20 protein-coding genes are annotated in these 19,612 nt (G+C 65.5%); 15 read left to right on the top strand and 5 right to left on the bottom strand.

The genetic code is table 11. From position 1 onward, the window contains the following. Positions 1-7 precede the first annotated feature (7 nt). Entirely contained in the window at positions 8-1,507 is a 1,500-nt protein-coding gene (locus A6723_RS24265) for an MFS transporter (RefSeq protein WP_054908597.1), read from the bottom strand. A gap of 108 nt (positions 1,508-1,615) precedes the next feature. Here A6723_RS24265 and A6723_RS24260 point away from each other — a divergent pair, with 108 nt between their 5' ends. The 5 genes from A6723_RS24260 (at position 1,616) to A6723_RS24240 (ending at position 6,471) form a co-directional block, all read left to right on the top strand. After that, the gene (locus A6723_RS24260) at positions 1,616-2,521 is read left to right on the top strand and encodes a LysR family transcriptional regulator (protein WP_054908598.1); all 906 of its coding nucleotides are present in this window, start codon (positions 1,616-1,618) and stop codon (positions 2,519-2,521) included. 111 nt (positions 2,522-2,632) lie between these two features. After that, positions 2,633-3,208: a YceI family protein gene (locus A6723_RS24255; RefSeq protein ID WP_054908599.1), complete on the top strand. Its 576-nt coding sequence runs from the start codon at positions 2,633-2,635 to the stop codon at positions 3,206-3,208. After that, the gene (locus A6723_RS24250; RefSeq protein ID WP_054908600.1) at positions 3,205-4,362 is read left to right on the top strand and encodes a phosphatidylserine/phosphatidylglycerophosphate/cardiolipin synthase family protein; all 1,158 of its coding nucleotides are present in this window, start codon (positions 3,205-3,207) and stop codon (positions 4,360-4,362) included. Before A6723_RS24255 ends, A6723_RS24250 begins: the two co-directional genes overlap by 4 nt. Positions 4,363-4,394: 32 nt before the next feature. Beyond that, positions 4,395-5,687, top strand: coding sequence for an acyltransferase (locus A6723_RS24245; RefSeq protein ID WP_054908601.1), 1,293 nt, complete (start codon positions 4,395-4,397; stop codon positions 5,685-5,687). Between the two features lie 190 nt (positions 5,688-5,877). Beyond that, positions 5,878-6,471, top strand: a complete 594-nt coding sequence (locus A6723_RS24240; protein ID WP_054908602.1) for a hypothetical protein — start codon at positions 5,878-5,880, stop codon at positions 6,469-6,471. Positions 6,472-6,478: 7 nt separating this feature from the next. Here A6723_RS24240 and A6723_RS24235 read toward each other — a convergent pair whose 3' ends face one another. Both A6723_RS24235 and A6723_RS24230 read right to left on the bottom strand, forming a co-directional pair. Further along, a complete protein-coding gene (locus tag A6723_RS24235) occupies positions 6,479-6,766 on the bottom strand; it encodes a type II toxin-antitoxin system RelE/ParE family toxin (RefSeq protein WP_054908603.1) in 288 nt (95 codons plus the stop codon). Then, positions 6,757-7,026, bottom strand: a complete 270-nt coding sequence (locus A6723_RS24230) for a CopG family ribbon-helix-helix protein (protein ID WP_024762620.1) — start codon at positions 7,024-7,026, stop codon at positions 6,757-6,759. Before A6723_RS24230 ends, A6723_RS24235 begins: the two co-directional genes overlap by 10 nt. Positions 7,027-7,213: 187 nt before the next feature. On the opposite strand from A6723_RS24230, the gene A6723_RS24225 reads away from it, so the two are divergent. The 5 genes from A6723_RS24225 (at position 7,214) to A6723_RS24205 (ending at position 12,571) form a co-directional block, all read left to right on the top strand. After that, positions 7,214-7,792 carry a DUF2846 domain-containing protein gene (locus tag A6723_RS24225; protein WP_054908604.1) on the top strand — a complete coding sequence of 193 codons (579 nt, stop codon included), beginning with the start codon at positions 7,214-7,216 and terminating at the stop codon, positions 7,790-7,792. A gap of 327 nt (positions 7,793-8,119) precedes the next feature. Then, positions 8,120-8,632 (top strand): formaldehyde-activating enzyme, encoded by a 513-nt coding sequence (fae, locus tag A6723_RS24220; protein ID WP_054908605.1) that lies wholly within the window; start codon positions 8,120-8,122, stop codon positions 8,630-8,632. A 10-nt stretch (positions 8,633-8,642) separates the two neighbouring features. Then, a complete protein-coding gene (locus A6723_RS24215; protein ID WP_054908606.1) occupies positions 8,643-9,677 on the top strand; it encodes an aldo/keto reductase in 1,035 nt (344 codons plus the stop codon). After that, positions 9,674-11,113, top strand: a complete 1,440-nt coding sequence (locus A6723_RS24210; protein WP_054908607.1) for an NAD-dependent succinate-semialdehyde dehydrogenase — start codon at positions 9,674-9,676, stop codon at positions 11,111-11,113. Before A6723_RS24215 ends, A6723_RS24210 begins: the two co-directional genes overlap by 4 nt. Before the next feature lie 99 nt (positions 11,114-11,212). Next, positions 11,213-12,571 (top strand): MFS transporter, encoded by a 1,359-nt coding sequence (locus A6723_RS24205; protein ID WP_054908608.1) that lies wholly within the window; start codon positions 11,213-11,215, stop codon positions 12,569-12,571. 33 nt (positions 12,572-12,604) lie between these two features. Here A6723_RS24205 and A6723_RS24200 read toward each other — a convergent pair whose 3' ends face one another. Further along, a complete protein-coding gene (locus A6723_RS24200) occupies positions 12,605-13,480 on the bottom strand; it encodes a LysR substrate-binding domain-containing protein (RefSeq protein WP_054908609.1) in 876 nt (291 codons plus the stop codon). Positions 13,481-13,806: 326 nt separating this feature from the next. On the opposite strand from A6723_RS24200, the gene A6723_RS24195 reads away from it, so the two are divergent. Continuing rightward, entirely contained in the window at positions 13,807-14,388 is a 582-nt protein-coding gene (locus A6723_RS24195) for a DJ-1/PfpI family protein (RefSeq protein ID WP_054908610.1), read from the top strand. Positions 14,389-14,421: 33 nt separating this feature from the next. Further along, the gene (locus A6723_RS24190) at positions 14,422-14,724 is read left to right on the top strand and encodes a ribbon-helix-helix domain-containing protein (protein ID WP_017519692.1); all 303 of its coding nucleotides are present in this window, start codon (positions 14,422-14,424) and stop codon (positions 14,722-14,724) included. A 210-nt stretch (positions 14,725-14,934) separates the two neighbouring features. Here the strand turns inward: A6723_RS24190 and A6723_RS24185 are convergent, their stop codons facing one another. Continuing rightward, positions 14,935-16,458: a fumarate hydratase gene (locus A6723_RS24185; protein ID WP_054908611.1), complete on the bottom strand. Its 1,524-nt coding sequence runs from the start codon at positions 16,456-16,458 to the stop codon at positions 14,935-14,937. Positions 16,459-16,722: 264 nt separating this feature from the next. On the opposite strand from A6723_RS24185, the gene A6723_RS24180 reads away from it, so the two are divergent. From A6723_RS24180 to A6723_RS24170, 3 genes are read left to right on the top strand one after another with little or no spacing between them, the layout of a single operon-like run. After that, on the top strand, positions 16,723-17,850 hold the full coding sequence (locus A6723_RS24180; protein ID WP_054908612.1) for a diguanylate cyclase: 1,128 nt from the start codon (positions 16,723-16,725) through the stop codon (positions 17,848-17,850). Continuing rightward, positions 17,843-18,781 carry an iron-sulfur-binding ferredoxin reductase gene (locus tag A6723_RS24175; protein WP_054908613.1) on the top strand — a complete coding sequence of 313 codons (939 nt, stop codon included), beginning with the start codon at positions 17,843-17,845 and terminating at the stop codon, positions 18,779-18,781. Before A6723_RS24180 ends, A6723_RS24175 begins: the two co-directional genes overlap by 8 nt. Before the next feature lie 37 nt (positions 18,782-18,818). Then, positions 18,819-19,592 carry an enoyl-CoA hydratase-related protein gene (locus A6723_RS24170; protein WP_045211038.1) on the top strand — a complete coding sequence of 258 codons (774 nt, stop codon included), beginning with the start codon at positions 18,819-18,821 and terminating at the stop codon, positions 19,590-19,592. The last annotated feature ends 20 nt before the right edge of the window (positions 19,593-19,612 follow it).

Here is a 19,612-nt window from a genome sequence, read left to right as displayed (position 1 = left end):
CTGTCAGTCAGGATCGGGCCACCTCCAGTGTAGGTCGTGCCGCCCGGCGCGCGCCGAAGGTCACGAAACTGCCCGCTGCGAACAGCCACGCGCTGACCCCACCGTAGCCCAGCACCCAGCCGAAGCCCTGCACCAGTGCCGCCCGCGCGTTGGCCGGGGCATCGGGGCCCAACTGGCCGGCAGCGATGCTGGCGGCCTGTTGCAGCTTCTCGCTGCCGTCCACGCCGTGCAGCCCGGTAGCGACGCCCCAGAGCAGGATCAACCCCATCACCGCGATATTGATCGCCAGGGAAATCATCCTTGCGCTCATGTCGATGCCCGAAGCCATCCCCGCGCGGGCGGCGGGCACGGCGGCGGTGGAGGTATTGGTCACCGTGGTGTTGGTCATGCCCAGCCCGATGCCGGCCAATACGCAGCCGGGCAGCAGGGTCAGCCAGCTGGCGTGATCCACGGCGCTGCCCCAGAGCATCAGGAAGAAGCCGGCGCCGATCACGAACATCCCGCCGGGGATCACCCAGCCGGGGTGGAAGCGGTGCGCCAGGCGCTCGGCGATGGGCGGCACCAGCAGCGTCGGCAGTGTGTACGCCAGCAACGACCAGCCGGCCTTCACGTCGCCGTAACCGAGCACGCCGTGGTAGTAAACCGGCAGGTAGATCATCAGGGGCCAGAAGCTTGCGTTCATTCCCGCCGAGGCGAACATCGCGCCGGAAAACGCGCGGATGCGCAGCACGGAGAAGTCGAACATCGGGTGGGCGGCGCGGCGCTCGATCAGGACAAAGGCGGCGAGGCTGGTCAGGCTGAGCAACAGGATCACCAGCGCGGCCGGGCTGGTGAAACCCATGCCGGCGCCCTGGGTGATGTAGAACACGATGCCGAGCACGGCCAGTGACAGCGTGAGCATGCCGCCGATATCCAGCCGCTCGGCTTGCGGATCGCGCGACTCCACCGCGCCGTACTGCGCCAGCGCGAGGGTCAGCAGGGCGAGCGGCCCGTGTACCAGGAACACCCACTGCCAGCTGGCCAGGGCGACGATGGCGCTGCCGATGATCGGCCCGAAGCCCAGGCCGATGCCGAACACCACGCCCCAGGCGGCGAAGGCGCGCACGCGTTCGGCCGGGTCGCTGAACTGGCTGGTCAGCACCGCCACCTGGCAGATCAGCATGACGCCGCCGGCGGCGCCCTGCAGGAAGCGCCCGGCGATCATGGTCGGCATGTCGCCCGCCAGCCCGCAGAGCAACGAGGTCAGGCCGAACAATGCCAGGCTGATGACGAACAGGCGCTTGCGGCCGAAGCGGTCGGCCAGGGTACCGGCGGCCATCAGTACGCTGGTGACGGCGATGGTGTAGGCGTTCATCACCCATTGCAGGTCCTGGAAGTCGCCGTGCAGTACCCGCTCAAGGGCCGGCAGGCTCGCCGGTACGCTGGAGATTTCCAGGCCGAACATCATCGAGGACAGGCACACCGCGGCCAGGGCGATGAGGTTTCTGGGGTTATGGAGGGCAGTCATGAGGATGGCTCCGTGGGACGAACCACTATTCTGAAAAAGAACAGGGTTCCCCATTGGCGCTATTTCGTCCCATCATTGGGTCTCTTGAAGATTCAAAGGGGCTGCCTGATGGATGACCGGCTCGATGGCATCGCCACCTTCGTCCAGGTGGTGGACGCCGGCAGCTTCGCCGTGGCCGCCGAGCGCCTGAACCTCACTCGCTCGGCGGTAGGCAAGGCCATCGCCCGGCTGGAGGCGCGCTTGGGTGTGCGCTTGCTGCAGCGGACCACGCGCAGCCAGAACCTCACCGACGATGGCCAGGTGTTCTACGACAGTTGCGTGCGCGCGCTGGCCGAACTGGACGCCGCGCATACCGCGCTGGAAGGCGGGCGCATGGAGCCGCGCGGGCGCCTGCGGGTCAGCGTGCCGATCTCCTTCGGCCACCTCTGCGTGGTGCCGCTGATGCTGGCGCTGGCGCGGCAGTATCCGTCGCTGAAGATCGACCTGTCGTTCACCGACCGCCGTGTCGACCTGGTGGAGGAGGGCTTCGACCTCGCCGTGCGCATCGGCCCGCTGGGCGACAGCGCCACCCTCGCCGCGCGCAAGCTGGGCGTGCAGTACACCAGCATCGGCGCGGCGCCCTCGTATATCGCCGAGCACGGCATGCCCGAAGGCCTGGACGACCTCGCCGGCCACTCGGCCATCAGCTACTCGGTTGCCGGTGTCACCTCGCCCTGGGACCTGCGCGACGACGATGGCCAGGCGAAACGCATCGACATCGACCCACAGCTGAGCATGGATGACCTGCAAGCCATCACCGCCGCCGCCGTGGCCGGCTTCGGTCTGGCTCGGCTGCCGTCCTGGCTGCTGGCGCGGCACGTGACGCTGGGCGAGTTGGTGGTGGTGAAGGGCCGCTGCAACCTGCCGCCGCTGGAGGTCCATGCGGTGTGGCCGAAGACCCGCTACATGCCGTCGAAGATCCGCTGTGCCATCGATGCGCTGGTGGCCGGGATTCCGGCGCTGCTGGCCGACTGAACCATTGGCGCCGGCGCCTGCCCAAAGGGCTCGCCGCTCGGCTGGTTTGCAAGCCGACGGCGGGCCGCTATCGTTGGCCGTTGGTCCATCCGTTTCCATGTAAGGGATTTCATGCGCTCGCTGTTCGCCTTCCTTTTCGCGGCCTGCTTCGCCGCTTCCGCCCAGGCGGCCTGGTACCTCGACTACGAGTCCTCGCGGCTGACCTTCGTCACCACCAAGAACGCCGATATCGCCGAGGTAAACCGCTTCCTGGTGATGCACGGCAAGGTGGAGGAGCAGGGCCAGGTGGAGCTGCGCATCGAGATGGATTCGGTGAGCAGTGGCATTCCGCTGCGCGATGAGCGCCTGCGCGACAAGTTGTTCGATACCGAGAAGTTTCCCGAGGCGCGCATTACCTCGCGCATCGACCTGCGCCCGATCACCGAACTGGCCAGTGGCGTACAACTGGAGATGCGCCTGCCACTGCGCCTGGAGCTCAACGGCCAGGCGAAGGACTATCGCACCGACGTGCTGATCACCCGCCTGGACGAGCACCGCTTCCAGGTGGTGACCCTCTCGCCGCTGGTGATCAACGCCGCCGACTTCGGCCTCGCGCCGGGCGTGGCGCAGCTGCGCAAACTGGCCGGGCTGAAGAGTATCGGCCTGTCGGTGCCGGTGGGCGCCGTGCTGATCTTCGCCTCGCGGTGAGCGGCCCGATATTCCCCTGGCGAACGGGCAACCGCTTCGCCCTGCTCTGCGACGGAGAGCGCTTCTTTCCGCGCATGTTCGAAGCCATCGACAGCGCCGAGCGGCAGATCGAACTGGAACTCTACCTGGTGGAAAGCGGCAGCTGCGCCGAGGCGCTGCTGGATCGCCTGCTGGCCGCCCGAGCGCGGGGCGTCAAGGTGCGCTGCCTGTTCGATGCCTTCGGCAGCCTGAAGCTTTCCAGCGCCTGGACGCGGCAACTGCTGGAGGCGGGCGGCGAACTGCGCCACTACAACCCGCTGAACTGGAAGGCCGGCCTGCGCAATCTATACCGCGATCACCGCAAGCTGCTGTTGGTGGACGAACGCATCGCCTATGTCGGCGGCACTGGCGCGACTGACGAATTCTGGTCCGCGCGTGAGAACCGCAGCGACTGGCACGAAGTGATGGTGGAGCTGACCGGCCACATCGTTGCCGACTGGCAGCGGCTGTTCGAGCGGCAGTGGAATGCCTGCCTTGGCGTACGGGCCTGGAAACCGCGGGAGGAAGTCCTGCTGACCCGCTTGCCGCCGATCCCCAACTACGGCGAAGGCCTGGCGCGGGTGGCCTACGCGGACGCCGGCCAGCATCGCGACATCCTCCAGGCGCTGGTGCGCTCGCTGCGCGGTGCGCACCAGCGGGTGTGGCTGGCGACGCCGTACTTCCTGCCGACCTGGAAGGTCCGCCGGGCGCTGCGCAAGGCCGCACAACGTGGTGTCGATGTGCGCCTGCTGCTCACTGGCCGGCTGACTGACCACGCGCCGGTGCGCTACGCTGGCCAACGCTATTACCCCGGCCTGCTGCGTGCCGGGGTGAAGATCTTCGAGTACCAGCCGCGCTTTCTTCACCTGAAGATGGTACTGGTCGATGACTGGGTCAGCGTCGGCTCGTGCAACTTCGATCATTGGAACCTTCGGTTCAATCTGGAGGCCAATGTAGAAGCGTTCGATCCGCAATTCACGGCGGCAGTGGCCGACTGCCTGGCCGCCGACTTCGCGCAGAGCCGCGAGATCGACCTGGGCTTCTGGCGCGCGCGCCCTTGGTGGAAGCGTCTGCGCGAGCGGCTGTGGGGCTCGCTGGACCGACTGGTGGTGAACTTCCTCGACCGCCGCCGCTGACGTCGTTGTTGTCTGTCGAGAAGGAGAGAGGCGTGGAGACCAATCGCAAGGAACGATTCATCGGGCTGGAATGGCTGCGCTTCCTGATGGGCCTGTACGTGGTGATCTACCACACGTTGCACAGCTACCCCGCCGAGCAGAAGTTCGCCGGCCTCGATGACCTCACTGCTCTGGGCTTCTTCGCCACCAGCACGTTCTTCGTGCTTTCCGGCTTCCTGCTGTGCCACGTCTACGTCACCGACGGACAGCTCCGTAAGAGCCCGCGCAGCTTCTTCACCAAGCGCCTGTCCAACCTCTACCCGCTGCACATCTTCTCGATCCTGCTGACCATCGCCGTGCTGCTGGTGGTCAGCGGGCTGGGCATCGGCCCGGACCTGGACCAGGCCACGCCGCGCTTCGTCATCTACGACACCAACGAGGCCATCGGCCGGCTGCAGCCGGAGCTGTTCCACCACTGGATGAGCGACCGCGAACTGCTGTTCAACAGCATCCTGCAGCTGACCATGCTGCAGGCGTGGAACCCGTATTACCTGACCTTCAACGCGCCGCTGTGGTCGTTGTCGACGCTGTTCTTCTTCTACCTCTGCTTCCCCTTCGTCGCCCCGCGCCTGGCGCGGCTGCAGCACAAATGGCGCTGGCTGCTGGTGCTCTGGGGCGTGTACCTGATCCCGCCGCTGCTGGTGGTCGCGAGCGAACAGTACGGCATGCCCTGGACCGGGCTGTTGCACCGCAACCCATTGCTGCGCCTGCCGGAGTTCCTCAGCGGGATCCTCGCCTACGGGCTGTTCCGCGAGTACAAGGACGCCGGCCGCCTGCCCGGCCGCGGAGTGCTGGTGGCGATGGGCGCGTTCGTGCTGGCCAACTTCCTGGTCGCCGATTACCTCTACACCCACGGCGCCAAGTTCTGGTACTTCCTGCTGCACAACGGCCTGCTGTTGCCGGCGCAACTGATGCTGGTCTACATGAGCGCCTTGCCGCGCGACCCGAAGAGCAACCTGGTGCGGCACTGGTCGCCACGGCTGGGGGCGGCGTCACTGTCGTTGTTCGCTCTGCACGTGCCGTTGTTCACGCTGTTCTCGCGGACGGAGAAACTGATTCGCGCACCGGGAGACTGCCTCGCGGACTGGGCCTTCTGCGTCGAGTCGGCGACTCACCAGCAATTGTCGATCTGGTTGTATCCGCTGTTCCTGCTGTTCATGGTCACCAGCTGCGTGCTGGTACAGGAGCGCTGCGTGGTGCCGGTGCGCAAATGGCTGGTGCGCCACCTGTTGCCGGCGCCGCCCACACCGCCAGCCCCGCGGCGACGGGTGGTTACCGAGTCGTAATCCATCGTTGGGCCGTTCGCGAGCAAGGACTCGGCGTCCCCCTCGGTCCTGCAGGTTGCGCTCTTCGTAGGAGCGAGCTTGCTCGCGAACCAGATACTCCCCCGCCCCTCACCAGCTCCGCCGACCTGCGCTACCCGTGCTAGGTTTTCTGCAGCGCCGCCGCTGCGGCCCTTTGCGGAAGAAAACCACCATGCCCGTCGAGTTCCGCCTGCTCAGCGGCGACGCCCTTCGCCCGTTCATCGATGATCTGGCGCGACTGCGCATCACCGTGTTCCGCGAGTATCCGTACCTCTACGACGGCAGTCCGGAATATGAAGCCGGGTACCTCGACGGCCATGTGCGATCGGCCTGGAGCCTGTGCCTGCTGGTGATCGATGAGGGCAGGGTAGTGGGAGCTTCGACAGGGCTGCCGCTGCTGGACGAGGCCGAGACTTTCCAGCAGCCGTTCCTGGCGCAGGGCTGGAACCCGGAGCGAATCTTCTATTTTGGCGAGTCAGTGGTTCTGCCGGAGTACCGCAGCGCCGCTCTCTACCTGCGTTTCTTCGAGGAACGCGAGCGCTTTGCACGTGGCCTGGGGCGCTTCGATTGGGCGGCCTTCTGCGCCCTTCGGCGGCCGCCGGAGCACTCCGCACGCCCCGTCAGCTACCGCTCGCCGGATGCCTTCTGGCTGCAGCGCGGCTTCACTCCGCAACCTTCCCTGCAGACCGAATACCACTGGCGCGATATCGGCGAGCAACGGGAGACTGCCAAGTCGATGATGTTCTGGCTCAAGGAACTCACCTGACTCGGGTTCAGTAACCGGCTTCGAGCTGGTGGCGGACCGCGAGGATGACCAGTGTTTCCCCATCGATGTGGTAGCGGGCTATGTAGCCGCTGTCACCGAAGTCGATGGGCCATTCGCGGAATTCGATCGGCAGGTCATCGATCAGTCGCCCCATCTGCGGATAGGCTCCCAGCGCCTGGGTGGCCTGGAGAATGATCTGGCCGGCACGGCGGGCGGCGGTGGGATTGGTTTCCCGGAGGAATCGGCGCAGGCGGTCGAGGTCGCGAAGCGCCGCGGGCGCGTAGATCACTCGCATTTCGGTGCGGCTTGCTCGTCCTCATCGCCCCAGCTGTTCAGCCAGCTCTCCACCGCTTCGGCAGTGACGTGCTGGCCGGTCGCCTGGAATTCTTCCCAGGCCTGCTCGGTGTCGCGCTTGAGCTTCTCGCGCTGCTCTTCACGCACGACGTATTGGCCGATGGCTTCGCGCATGATCCAGTGCGGCGAGCGCTGGCGCAGTTCGGCCAGCTCGCGGACGCGGGCGAGCATTTCCTCGTCGAGTTTGACTGAAGTGGCCATGGCGGCACCTGTGTAGTTAAAGGTAATACCGGGTAATACTTCGCCCTGGGTGCGGCAGTGTCAAACAGGTTGGGATGAGCGGGGCTCGCCCTGGCGTTTGTGTGAACTCTTCGACCCGGACTTTCGACGGGTGGCAAGCCCCGGCGCGGTGGTTATGCTCCGGGCATAACCATAAGAGGGACTTTCCATGCTCCGACCGGCCCTGTGCGCCTTTCTCCTGATGCTGGCCGGCTGCAGTTCGCCCGGCGCCTTCTTCGGCGCGGTGGATGGGCCGCCGTACAGTGCGCAGCCCGCGGATTCGCAGCAGGCCACGGTGTACCTCTACCGGCCGCAGAACCAGTGGTCCGATGAAGAACTGGAAGCGCCGGGGCTGTTCCTCAACAACGAGCTGATCGGCAGCCTGCCGAGCAACGGCTACTTCACCCTGCACTTCGCCCCCGGCAGTTATCCACTGCAGATGCGCCGCCCGCTGCTGGGCAGCTTCTGGACCTTCTTCGCCGGTGGCAGCCTGGACTTCACCCTGATCGCCGGTTTCACCCTGGAGGCCCGCGCTGGCGAGGTTTATTACCTGCGCTACGACGAAACCCACACCCCACCCAAATACGAGCACACCGCCGGCCAGGGCGCCGGCCCGCTGCAACTGGTGGGCAAGGAACTGGGCTCGCGGGAAATCCCCGCCACGCGCCAGGTGCAGGAGCCGGTGAGCATCGCCGCCAGTGGCAAGGAAGTCGAAGGGCCGGGCTTCTTCGAGCGTATCGGTTTGTGAGATTCACGCCCCTCTGGAGTTATGAGGGCAACTCATAGCTCCTTGAGTTTTTGTGGTTACCGGGCCGCTCGGGCCCGGTGCTAAAAATCGTCGCACCAGCTCATCGACAACAACAAAGAGCGACGCGACATGACTTCCTTCCTGCTTTCCCCGCCCTCGATCCGTCCTCTGCACTCCGGCCTGGCCGGTGCCTTCGCGCACCCGTCCCGTTGGCCCGTCGATAGCTGATCCCGACTCGTTTTCCCCCGGCGTCCTCCGCCGGTTTTGCCACGGGCCGCCCGAGCGTGCCCGGGCTTTCTTACACCCCACGTTTGCATGAGGTACCCCATGAAAAAACTCGACCTGTACATCGGTGAAGGTTTCGAAGGCCCCGGCGTCAACGCCGCGCACATCAACATCCTGCTCGGCCCGCGCAGCGGCCCGGCCGGCCAGGCGTTTTCCAGCAGCCTCGCATCGCCCAGCCAGGGGCACTGCCCGTTCATGGTGATCGCCCAGCCGAACATCCCGGTCAAGCCGATGACCCTCTATGTGAACAAGGCCGAGATCAACGGTGACCTGCACGCCAACGCCACCTGGGGTGCGTCCCAGGCCGGTATCGCCAAGGCCGTTACCGAAGCGCTGCTGGACGGCACCCTGCCGCCCGAAGCCGAGGACGAGTGGGCCATCGTCACCGCCAACTGGGTCAACCCGGGCTGCGACGACCTCGATGCCGTCTACCTGAACAACTACAACGCCTGCCGCACCGCGATCCGCGCGGCGCTGAGCTGCAAGCCCGAGCGTGCTCAATTGGCCGACGTGGTCAACGCCATCGCCAACCCCTTCTACACCCCCAAGGCCTGAGGTGCGCGCCATGCAATACATCCGTCTCGGCAACTCCGGCCTGCAGGTTTCCAAGCTGTGCCTGGGCACCATGAACATGGGCACCCCGGACTGGAAGCCGTGGATCTTCGATGAACAGAAAAGCGAGCCGATCGTGAAGCACGCGCTGGATGCCGGCGTGAACTTCATCGACCTTGCCGACTTCTATTCCGCCGGCGTCGGCGAGGAAGTGGTCTGCCGTATCCTCAAGCGCCTGGTGCGCCGCGAGGATGTGGTGATCACCACCAAGGTCGGCTATGGCACCCGTCCGGGCATCAACGCCAGCGGTCACTCGCGCAAGCACATCATGGATGGCATCGACGCCTCCCTGAAGCGCATGGGCATGGATTACGTCGACCTGTACATGCTGCACTTCTACGATGTGAACACGCCGGTGGAAGAGGTCATGGGCGCGATGAACGACATCGTCCGCGCCGGCAAGGCCCGCTACATCGGCGTGTCCACCATGCTCACCGGCCAGCTGGCGAAGATCCTCATGGCCTGCGAGCGCAACGGCTGGGTCAAGCCGATCAACATGCAGCTGCAGCTCAACTGCGCCTACCGCGAGGAAGAGCGCGAGATGATCCCGTTCTGCCGCGACCAGGGCCTCGGCGTTTCGGTGTTCAGCCCGCTGGCGCGCGGCCTGCTGACCGGCGATGCGAACTCCACGCGCAACCAGACCGACTTCTTTACCCAGCAGATGTACGCCGACGAGGCGTCCTTCGAGATTGCCCGTTCCGTGCAGCGCGTCGCGCAGCGCCGTGGCGTGTCCAATGCGCAGATCGCCCAGGCCTGGGTGCTGCAGCATTCCGGTGTGGATTGCATGCTGGTTGGCGCCGACACCACCGCGCAGTTCGACAGCGCCCTGGCCGCGCTGGAGACTCGTCTCGACGATGAGGAAATCTACGAGCTGGAGCGCAACTACACACCCTGTGACGTGATCAACGACTACACCGCCGGCAAGCGCATCCTGCGTGCCGCCCGGCCCATGCGCGAAGCCTTCGCGCTGACGGAGGCGGTGGCATGAGCGCGCTGCTGAAAACCGGCCACTACATCGATGGAAAATGGGTGACGGGTGGCGCGACCTACCCGGTGCGCAACCCGGCCACTGGCGCGCTGATCGTCGACGTAGCCCGTGGTGGCGCCGAGGAAACCGACGCCGCCATCGCTGCCGCCGAACGTGCGCTGCCGGCCTGGCGCGCCCTGACCGCCAAGGAGCGCAGCGCGCGCATCCGCCGCTGGGGCGAGCTGATGCTGCAGCGCCAGGACGACCTCGCGCGTCTGCTCAGCACCGAGCAGGGCAAGCCGCTGGCCGAGGCCAAGGGTGAAGTCGCCTACGCGGCGAGCTTCCTCGAGTGGTTCGCCGAGGAAGCCAAGCGCGTCTACGGCGATGTGATTCCCTCGCACAAGGGCGATGCGCGCATCGTGGTGATCAAGCAGGCCATCGGCGTGGTCGCCGCGATCACGCCGTGGAACTTCCCGCTGGCGATGGTCACCCGCAAGGTTGGCCCGGCGCTGGCGGCAGGCTGCACCATGATTCTCAAACCGTCGGAAGAAACCCCGCTTTCCGCCTTCGCCCTTGCGGTGCTGGCGGAAGAAGCGGGCATTCCGGCGGGCGTGTTCAACATCGTCTCCGGAGACGCGCCTGCCATTGGTGGTGCGATCCAGGCGTCCGGCGCGGTGCGTAAGCTGTCCTTCACCGGCTCGACCCGCACCGGCAAGCTGCTGATGCGCCAGGCGGCGGAGACGCTGAAGAAAGTCTCGCTGGAGCTGGGTGGCAACGCTCCCTTCATCGTCTTCGACGACGCCGACATCGACGCCGCCGTGCGCGGCGCCATGGCCTCGAAGTTCCGCAACACCGGGCAGACCTGTGTGTGCGTCAACCGCTTCTATATCCAGGAGCGCGTCTACGAAGCGTTCGTCTCGCGCCTGACCAAGGCAGTCAGCGAGATGCGTGTGGGCAACGCGCTGGATGGCGAAACCGAGCAGGGCCCGCTGATCAACGAGGCGGCACTGGCCAAGGTCGAGCAGCATGTCGGCGACGCACTGGAGAACGGCGCGAAGCTGATGTGTGGTGGTCGTCGCCACGCCCTCGGCGGCACGTTCTACGAGCCGACCGTGCTGGCCGAGGCGAATGCGCAGATGCTGATTGCCAGTGAGGAAACCTTCGGCCCAGTCGCCGCCTGTTTCCGCTTCCGCGACGAGTCTGAAGTCCTGAGTCTGGCGAACGATACGCCCTACGGGCTCTCCGCTTATTTCTACAGCCGCGATATCGGCCGCGTCTGGCGCATGGCCGAAGGGCTGGAGGCCGGCATGGTCGGCATCAACGAAGGCATCATTTCCACCGAAGTCGCGCCCTTTGGCGGCATCAAGGAATCGGGCCTGGGCCGCGAAGGTTCCCGGTACGGCATCGAGGACTACGTGGAGATCAAGTACCTGCTCATGGGCGGCCTGTCCGCCTGACGACCCACCAAGGAGTTCTACCACAGCCGCCGCGCCATTGTTCATGGCGCGGCGGCCCTACCTCGCTGTTTTTCCAATAACAAAAAATCGGAGACGATCATGTCGGGTCAAACAGTCAAAATCGATGACCTGCCCATCGGCAGGTTCCACATCAAGATCGCCGGCCTCACGTTCGGCGCCCACTTCACCGATGGCTACATCCTCGGCCTCATCGGCATCGCCTTCACCCTGATCAACCCGCAGATGGCGCTGACACCCTTCTGGCAGGGCCTGATCGGCAGCTCCGCCCTGCTCGGCCTGTTCATGGGCAGCCTGTTCTTCGGCTGGGTTTCCGACCACCTGGGGCGGCAGAAGATCTTTCTCATCAGCTTCGTGCTGATCACTATTGCCTCGGTGATGCAGTTCTACGTCGAATCCGCGCTGCAGCTGTTCCTCTGCCGGGTGCTGATCGGCATCGGCCTGGGCGGCGACTTCAGCGTCGGCCATGCGATGCTCGCCGAATTCTCCCCGCGCAAGCATCGAGGCGTACTGCTGGGCTCGTTCAGTGTGATCTGGACCTTCGGCTACGTCGCCGCCACCTTCGTCGGCACCGCCATGCTGCCATTGGGCGATGATGCCTGGCGCTGGATGCTGGCATCCTCGGCGATCCCCGCCGCGATGATCCTGATCGCCCGCATCGGCACGCCGGAGTCGCCGCGCTGGCTGGTCTACAAGGGCCGGATCGAAGAAGCGCGCGCCATCGTGCACAAACACCTGGGCGCCAACGTGGAGATCGACGAGGAAGTCATCAATCGCAAGCACAGCGGCTACAAGGCACTGTTCAGCCGCGAATACCGCAAGCGCACCGCCTTCAATTGCCTGTTCTTCATCTGCATCGTCATGCCGTACTTCGCCATCTACACCTTCCTGCCGTCGATCCTGCAGAGGATGGGGCTGGCCGAAGGCTTCGGCACCGAGATGATGCTTAACGCACTGCTGATCATCGGCGCGCTGCTGGGCATCTGGTGCACCATCAAGTTCAGCCGCCGCGGCTTCCTGATCAACTCCTTCCTGATCCTCGCTGCCTCGCTGTTCCTGCTGGTGTTGCTGCCCGGCAGCATGGCCTGGCTGATGGTGGCGTGCTTCGGCCTGTTCACCCTGGTGCTGTCGGCGGTGAGCAACCTGGTGGGCGTCTATCCGGCGGAGAGTTTCCCCACCGAAGTGCGCGCTGGCGGCATCGGCCTTGCCACTGCGGCGAGCCGCCTGGGCTCGGCCCTGAGCACCTTCCTGCTGCCGGTCAGCGTGGCGGGCATCGGGCTCAACCCGACCATGGCGATCCTCGCCGGCATCCTCCTGTTCGGCGCGATCATCTCCATCGCCTGGGCGCCGGAAACCAAGTACCTCACGCTCACCGATTGCGGTCGTGGCGAGGCGGATGGCGCCGATCAGGCCGTGACGACCAAGGTCGCCACAGTCTGATCGGCGCCGGCAGTTCCTGGGCGCGGAGTGCGCTCAGGGGTTGCTGACCAGGTTCAGCCAGTCCTGAAAACGCTGCACTTTTGACAGGCCGCATTTGTCCGTCGCAATGTCCAGCCAGTAGCCATAGGGGCCGATCACCTCGATTGGGGTGATCGGCAGCAGGCTGCCTGCCGCCAGTTCACGCTCGATCATCTGCCGGTCGATCACCGCGAGCCCGCCGCCAGCCAGCGCGGTATGGATCACCTGGTCGAGGGTGCTGAATTCGATGCCGCTGCTGGCATCCACGTCCGTCCTGCCCACCGCCTCCAGCCAGTTTTCCCAGACCTTCAGGCGCTTGCCTTCGTGGAGGATGTGCAGCAGCGGGTGAGCGCTGAGCTCCGGCGGTTGCTCGTCGTCGAACAGCTCCGGGCTGGCCACTGCGATGTGGCGTTCCATCACCAGCAGTTCGCTGTGGCAATGCGTGGCTTGTTGCAGGCCGAAACGAATGCGGCAGTCCAGTTCGCCGGCACTTTCTCCGTCCGGGTGATTGGTAACGCTCAGGCTGATATCCGGGTAGCGCTGCAGGAAGGTCCGCAGCCGCGGCGACAGCCAGCGAGTGCCCCAGGTGGGTGGCGCGAGGATGCGCAGGCGCTGGCGCAGATTGGGCACGCGCACGGCCTGCAGGGCACGCTCCATCTGATCGAAGGCATCGCTCAGGTGAGGGGCGAGGGCGCTCCCGGCTTCGGTGAGCGTCAGGCCGCGTGGCGTTCGCAGGAAAAGGCTGATCCCGAGGTATTCCTCCAGCTGCTTGATCTGCCGGCTGACAGCTCCCTGGGTGACGTTCAATGCATCGGCCGCACGATTGAAACTGCGATGGTGGGCCACTTCTTCGAAGACGCGGAGCATGGTCAGGGGCGGCAGGTTGCGCATGGCGGGGCCATCCGGAGATGCGCTCGTGAGCGCGGGCTTTTCTCGCCGATTCTAGCCGCGGCGGTGCCTTCGGAATATGTGTTTTTCCTGGGTGGGCACCGCGATTCCGTCGTTTGTCGGATGGGTTTGCCAGCAGCTGATTTTGGCGCGCTCACGCACAGCGCAGTGGATGCACGACAGCATCGTCTACTGCTGCCGAACAGTGTGTGGCTCGCCCAGCGCGTGGCGGTGTAGTAGCGGCGTATTACCCCGCCGCCAGCGTGACTGTCTAAGCTCTCCCGCATGCCCCGCCGCCACGGCTGGGCCCTGCCGGGAGGATGCCCAAGATGGCCGCGAAGAAGATCCTGATGCTGGTCGGCGACTACGCTGAAGACTACGAAACCATGGTGCCGTTCCAGGCACTGCTGATGGTCGGGCACACCGTCCACGCCGTCTGCCCGGACAAGAAGTCCGGCCAGAGCATCCGCACTGCGATCCACGATTTCGAGGGCGACCAGACCTACAGCGAGAAGCCCGGTCACAACTTCGCCCTCAATGCCAACTTCGCCGATGTACGTGCCGACGACTACGACGCGCTGCTGATCCCTGGCGGTCGCGCCCCGGAATACCTGCGCCTGAACGCGAAGGTGATCGAGCTGGTGAAAGCCTTCGACGCCGCGAAGAAGCCCATCGCTGCCGTCTGCCACGGCGCCCAGCTGCTGGCCGCTGCCGGTGTGCTCAAGGGCCGTGCATGCAGCGCCTATCCGGCTTGCGGTCCGGAAGTGACGTTGGCCGGTGGTGAGTACGTGGACATCCCGGTGGATGCCGCGCACGTCGATGGCAACCTGGTCACCGCGCCCGCGTGGCCGGCGCACCCTGCGTGGCTGGCAAAGTTCCTCGATGTGCTGGGCACCAGGATCAGCCTGTAAACTGGCACGACATCGAAGCTGGAGAAACCGTCCATGTGCGAACTCTATGTAAAGGCCGACCCGATCCTCTATGAGTCGCGCTCCCGCTCGCTGCGCATCCGTGGCGTGGTCACCACACTGCGCCTGGAGAACCAGTTCTGGGACATCCTGCGGGAGATCGCCGAGGTGGACGGCATGACCACCAACCAGTTGATCGCCAAGCTCTATGACGAGGTGATGGACTATCGCGGGGAGGTGGTGAACTTCGCTTCCTTCCTGCGGGTGAGCTGTACGCGCTTCCTCGCCCAGCGCCGTGACAACGTCGTGGAGCTGAACCGGGTGCCGCGCAGCGCCTGATATCCGCTGCGTGCTTTTTTGTTGGGGCGAGGGGGACGCCCTGCCCCGGTGCCGCCGGGAACTGTGTTCGCGAGCAAGCTCGCTCCTACAGGGGAACGCAGTGGCGTATTTATCCGCGATGGGTCCGCCCATACGCCGATGCCAAAAAATTCCCGCCCATGAAAAAGCCCGGCACATGGCCGGGCTTTTCATGGGGCGGTCACGCAGTGATCACTGCACTTCCACCGCCAGGTTCTCGGCGATCTTCTTCTGCCAGATGGCCGGGCCGGTGATGTGCACCGACTCGCCATTGGTGTCGACCGCGACGGTCACCGGCATGTCCTTCACTTCGAACTCGTAGATCGCTTCCATGCCCAGTTCGGCGAAGGCCAGGACCTTGGACTTCTTGATCGCCTGGGCGACCAGGTAGGCGGCGCCGCCCACGGCCATCAGGTAGACGGCCTTGTTGTCCTTGATCGCCTCGATGGCGATGGGGCCGCGCTCGGACTTGCCGATCATGCCCAGCAGACCGGTCTGCTCGAGGATCTGGCGGGTGAACTTGTCCATGCGGGTCGCGGTGGTCGGGCCTGCCGGGCCAACCACTTCGTCACCGACCGGATCAACCGGGCCGACGTAGTAGATGAAGCGGCCTTTCAGGTCCACCGGCAGTTCTTCGCCCTTGTTCAGCATGTCGACCATGCGCTTGTGCGCAGCGTCGCGGCCGGTGAGCATCTTGCCGTTGAGCAGAATGGTCTCGCCCGGCTTCCAGCTCTGCACTTCTTCCGGGGTGATGCTGTCGAGGTTGACGCGGCGCGCGGACGGGCCGGCTTCCCAGACGATTTCCGGGTAGGCGTCCAGCGACGGCGCTTCCAGTTCGGCCGGGCCCGAGCCGTCGAGCACGAAGTGTGCGTGGCGGGTGGCGGCGCAGTTGGGGATCATGCAGACCGGCAGCGAGGCGGCGTGGGTCGGGTAGTCCATGATCTTCACGTCGAGCACGGTGGTCAGGCCGCCCAGGCCCTGGGCACCGATGCCCAGCTGGTTGACCTTCTCGAACAGTTCGAGACGCATTTCCTCGATCTTGTTCTGCGGGCCGCGGGCCTTCAGCTCGTGGATGTCGATCTCGTCCATCAGGACTTCCTTCGCCATCACCGCGGCCTTCTCGGCGGTACCGCCGATGCCGATGCCGAGCATGCCCGGCGGGCACCAGCCGGCGCCCATGGTCGGAACGGTCTTCAGCACCCAGTCGACGATGGAGTCGGACGGGTTGAGCATGGCCATCTTCGACTTGTTCTCGGAGCCGCCGCCCTTGGCCGCGACGTCCACTTCCACGGTGTTGCCGGGGACGATGGAGTAGTGGATCACCGCCGGGGTGTTGTCCTTGGTGTTCTTACGCGCACCGGCCGGGTCGGCCAGGATGGAGGCGCGCAGGACGTTCTCCGGCAGGTTGTAGGCGCGACGCACGCCTTCGTTGATCATGTCGTCGACGCTCATGGTGGCGCCGGCCCAACTGACGTCCATGCCGACGCGGACGAACACGGTGACGATACCGGTGTCCTGGCAGATCGGGCGATGACCGGTGGCGCACATGCGCGAGTTGATCAGGATCTGCGCCATCGAGTCCCGGGCGGCCGGCGATTCTTCGCGCAGGTAGGCCTCATGCATGGCCTGGATGAAATCAACCGGGTGGTAGTAGGAGATGAACTGCAGGGCATCGGCGACGCTCTGGATCAGGTCGTCTTGCTTGATCACGGCCATGGAGCACGGTCCTCTTCAGGCAGGAAAGTCAGGCGGGTAGTACAGGCTCTCGCCTGTTACATCGGGAATTCGCCGACACGGCTGCGGCGAAAAAAGGCGCCGTAGTATACCGCCGCGGCTGCTTGCCGCGCACCCGCCAGCGATCCGACCTTGGTCCCAGATGGACTCTGAACCTTGCCAGGGCCGCCCACATTCCGATCGGCTAGGCACTGGGGCGCTTTGATAGTAGAGTGAGGGCAAGGTGCCATTACGGGACGGAGCCCCATGAGCACGCTGAAACCACCTCTGAAGCAGCACGCCTTACAAAAACTACTCATCAGGCGATTCGGCATGGCCCTCGGGACCTATGCCCTGGCGCTGCTGTTGTTGTGGTTGGCCGTGTTCGGCGAGTTCTACCGTGCGCCCGTCAGCTTTGCCCTGACCTGCACCCTGTTGGTCGCCGGCAGTCAGCTGGTGTTCGGCTGGCTGTTCCTTACCGGGCGCAACCAGCGTTTCACCGACCCGAGCATGACCGAGCCGCAGGTATTGGTGGCGGTGGTCTGGCACACCCTGTTCCTGGCCAACGTGGATACCGCGCGCGGCACGTTGATGGTGCTCTACGTGCTGATCCTGCTGTTCGGCGTCTTCCAGTTACAGCCCAGGGTGTTCGCCCGCTGCGCGGCGCTGGCCTTCATCGCCTTCGCCGGCCTGAACCTCCACGAAGCCTTCCAGCAACGCCTGCAACTGCCGGCGCAGGCCGTGTTGCAGTTGCTGGTGCTGTTCATCGTGCTCACCTGGCTGAGCCTGTTCGCCGGCTACGTGCAGTCGTTGCGCCAACGCATGCGCCAGCGCCGGTATGCGCTGCAGGCGCACCAGGACACGCTGCGCGGCATGATGCGTCAGCTCGAAGACCTGGTGGCCACCGACGAACTCACCGGGCTGTTCAACCGCCGGCATTTCCTCCGTCTGGCCGGCCGCGCGCTGGAAGAAATGCGTGAGGGTCAGCGACACGGCCTGGCGCTGATCGACCTGGACCACTTCAAGCGCATCAACGATGTCCATGGCCACGCCGCCGGCGACCGTGTGCTGCAGACCTTTGCTGCCGTGGCGCGGGCCTGCCTGCGAGAAGGCGACGTGCTGGCACGCTACGGCGGCGAGGAATTCGTCCTGCTGCTGCCCAACGCCGATGCCGACCGCCTGACCACCTGCTGTGAACGCCTGCGGATGGCCTATGCCGCGGCAGAGCCGGTGGGTGTGAATATCGAAAGCCTGAGCTTGTCGGCGGGCATGACGCTGCTCGACGCCAACGATGACCTCGACGAGGCCTTGCAACGGGCCGACCAGGCGCTCTACCGTGCGAAACGCAGCGGACGCAACCGCTGCGATGCCGCATGGGAGTGGACGCGTGCCTGAGATACAGGCCGGATCGCAACGCTTTTCGGTAAGCCCCGGAGTCAACCTGCTCGATGCCCTGCGCGGGGCGGGCATCGCCGTGCCCTACAGTTGCCGGGCCGGCAGCTGCCATGCCTGCCTGGTGCGTTGCACGCAGGGCGAAGTCCTCGATGCCCTGCCCGACGCCCTCGATGCTGCACGGCGAGACCAGGGCTGGCGGTTGTCCTGCCAGTGCCGGGTGGTCGACGATATTGCGGTGGAAACCTTCGATCCGCAGCGCGACGGGCTGCCTGCCAGTGTTGCCGAGCTGGACTGGCCGGCGCCGGATACCCTGCGTCTTCGGCTCATCCCTCAACGCCCGCTGCGCTACAGCGCCGGGCAACACCTGATTCTCTGGAGCGCCGACGGTGTGGCGCGGCCTTATTCACTGGCCAGCGTGCCGGGGCTCGATCCCTGGCTGGAGTTCCACATCGACTGTCGCGAGCGCGGCGCCTTCGCCGATTTCGCCCGTGAGCTGAAGATCGGTGACGCTGTACGCCTGGGGGAACTGCGCGGAGGCGCGCTGCACTACGATCCGGAATGGCACGAACGACCCTTGCTGCTGATGGCCTCCGGCACCGGCCTGGCTCCGCTCTGGGGCATCCTGCGCGAGGCACTGCGCCAGCATCACAGCGGGCCGATCCGCGTCATTCACCAGGCCCATGATCGCGCTGGCCACTACCTCGCCGAACCCCTGCAAACCCTGGCCGCCAGCCAGCCCGAGCTGGATGTGACGCTGATGACCACGGCCGAGTCGACCGAGGTTTTGGCGCAACTCCGGCTTGTTTCGCGGCGAACCCTCGCCTTACTCTGCGGCCATCCCGCCAGCGTCGATGCCTTCGCCCGCCGCCTTTACCTCTGCGGCGTGCCCCGTGGCCAGACGCTGGCCGACCTGTTCCTGCCCCACGCCTGAACCGGTCCCCTCACTTCAATAAGAACAAGGAATTGCCATGAGCGAACAGATTCTCGTCGAGCGCGAAGAGGGACTGCTGACCCTGCGCCTGAACCGTCCGGACAAGATGAACGCGCTGACCCGCACCATGTATGCGGGGCTCGCCGATGCCCTGGAGGCGGCACAGGAGGATCGTTCGGTGCGCGTGGTGCTGATCACCGGCAACGCCGAGTGCTTCACCAGCGGCAACGATATCGTCGACTTCCTCCAGGAACCGCCCAGCGGCCCGGACAGCGCGGTGTTCCGCTTCATGCGCGCGCTGATGGAGTTCACCAAGCCGGTGGTCGCTGCCGTCGCGGGCCCGGCCGTGGGTATCGGCACCACGCTGCTGCTGCATTGCGACCAGGTGTTCATCGCCAAGGGCGCCAAGCTGAAGATGCCCTTCGTCAACCTCGGCCTGTGCCCGGAGTTCGGTTCCAGCTTCCTGGTGCCGCGCCTGGTTGGCCCGGTGAAGGCTTCCAGCCTGTTGCTGCGCGGTGAAGGTTTTACCGGCGAGCAGGCCGTGGCCTACGGCATCGCCAATGAGGCGCTGGACGATGGCGCGGCTGCGCTGGAGCGTGCCCGCGAGGTCTGCCAGGCCTTCCAGCAACTACCTCCGGCGGCTGTGGCGCTGAGCAAGCGTCTGCTGAAAGCGCCCTTCATCGAAGAGCTGCGCCGCGTCGTGGCGGAGGAGGGCCAGCATTTCGTCCAGCGCCTGCATTCGCCCGAAGCCCACGAGGCGCTGAGCGCCTTCACCCAGCGGCGCCAGCCGGACTTCTCGAAGTTCCTGTAAGCGCTGCCTGTCGGCGTACA

It is taken from the genome of Pseudomonas sp. AU11447 (genome assembly GCF_001672555.2).
GTDB lineage: Bacteria > Pseudomonadota > Gammaproteobacteria > Pseudomonadales > Pseudomonadaceae > Pseudomonas > Pseudomonas nitroreducens.
Note: the sequence above shows the minus strand (reverse complement) of the source record. Positions and strands in the feature narration are given on the sequence as shown.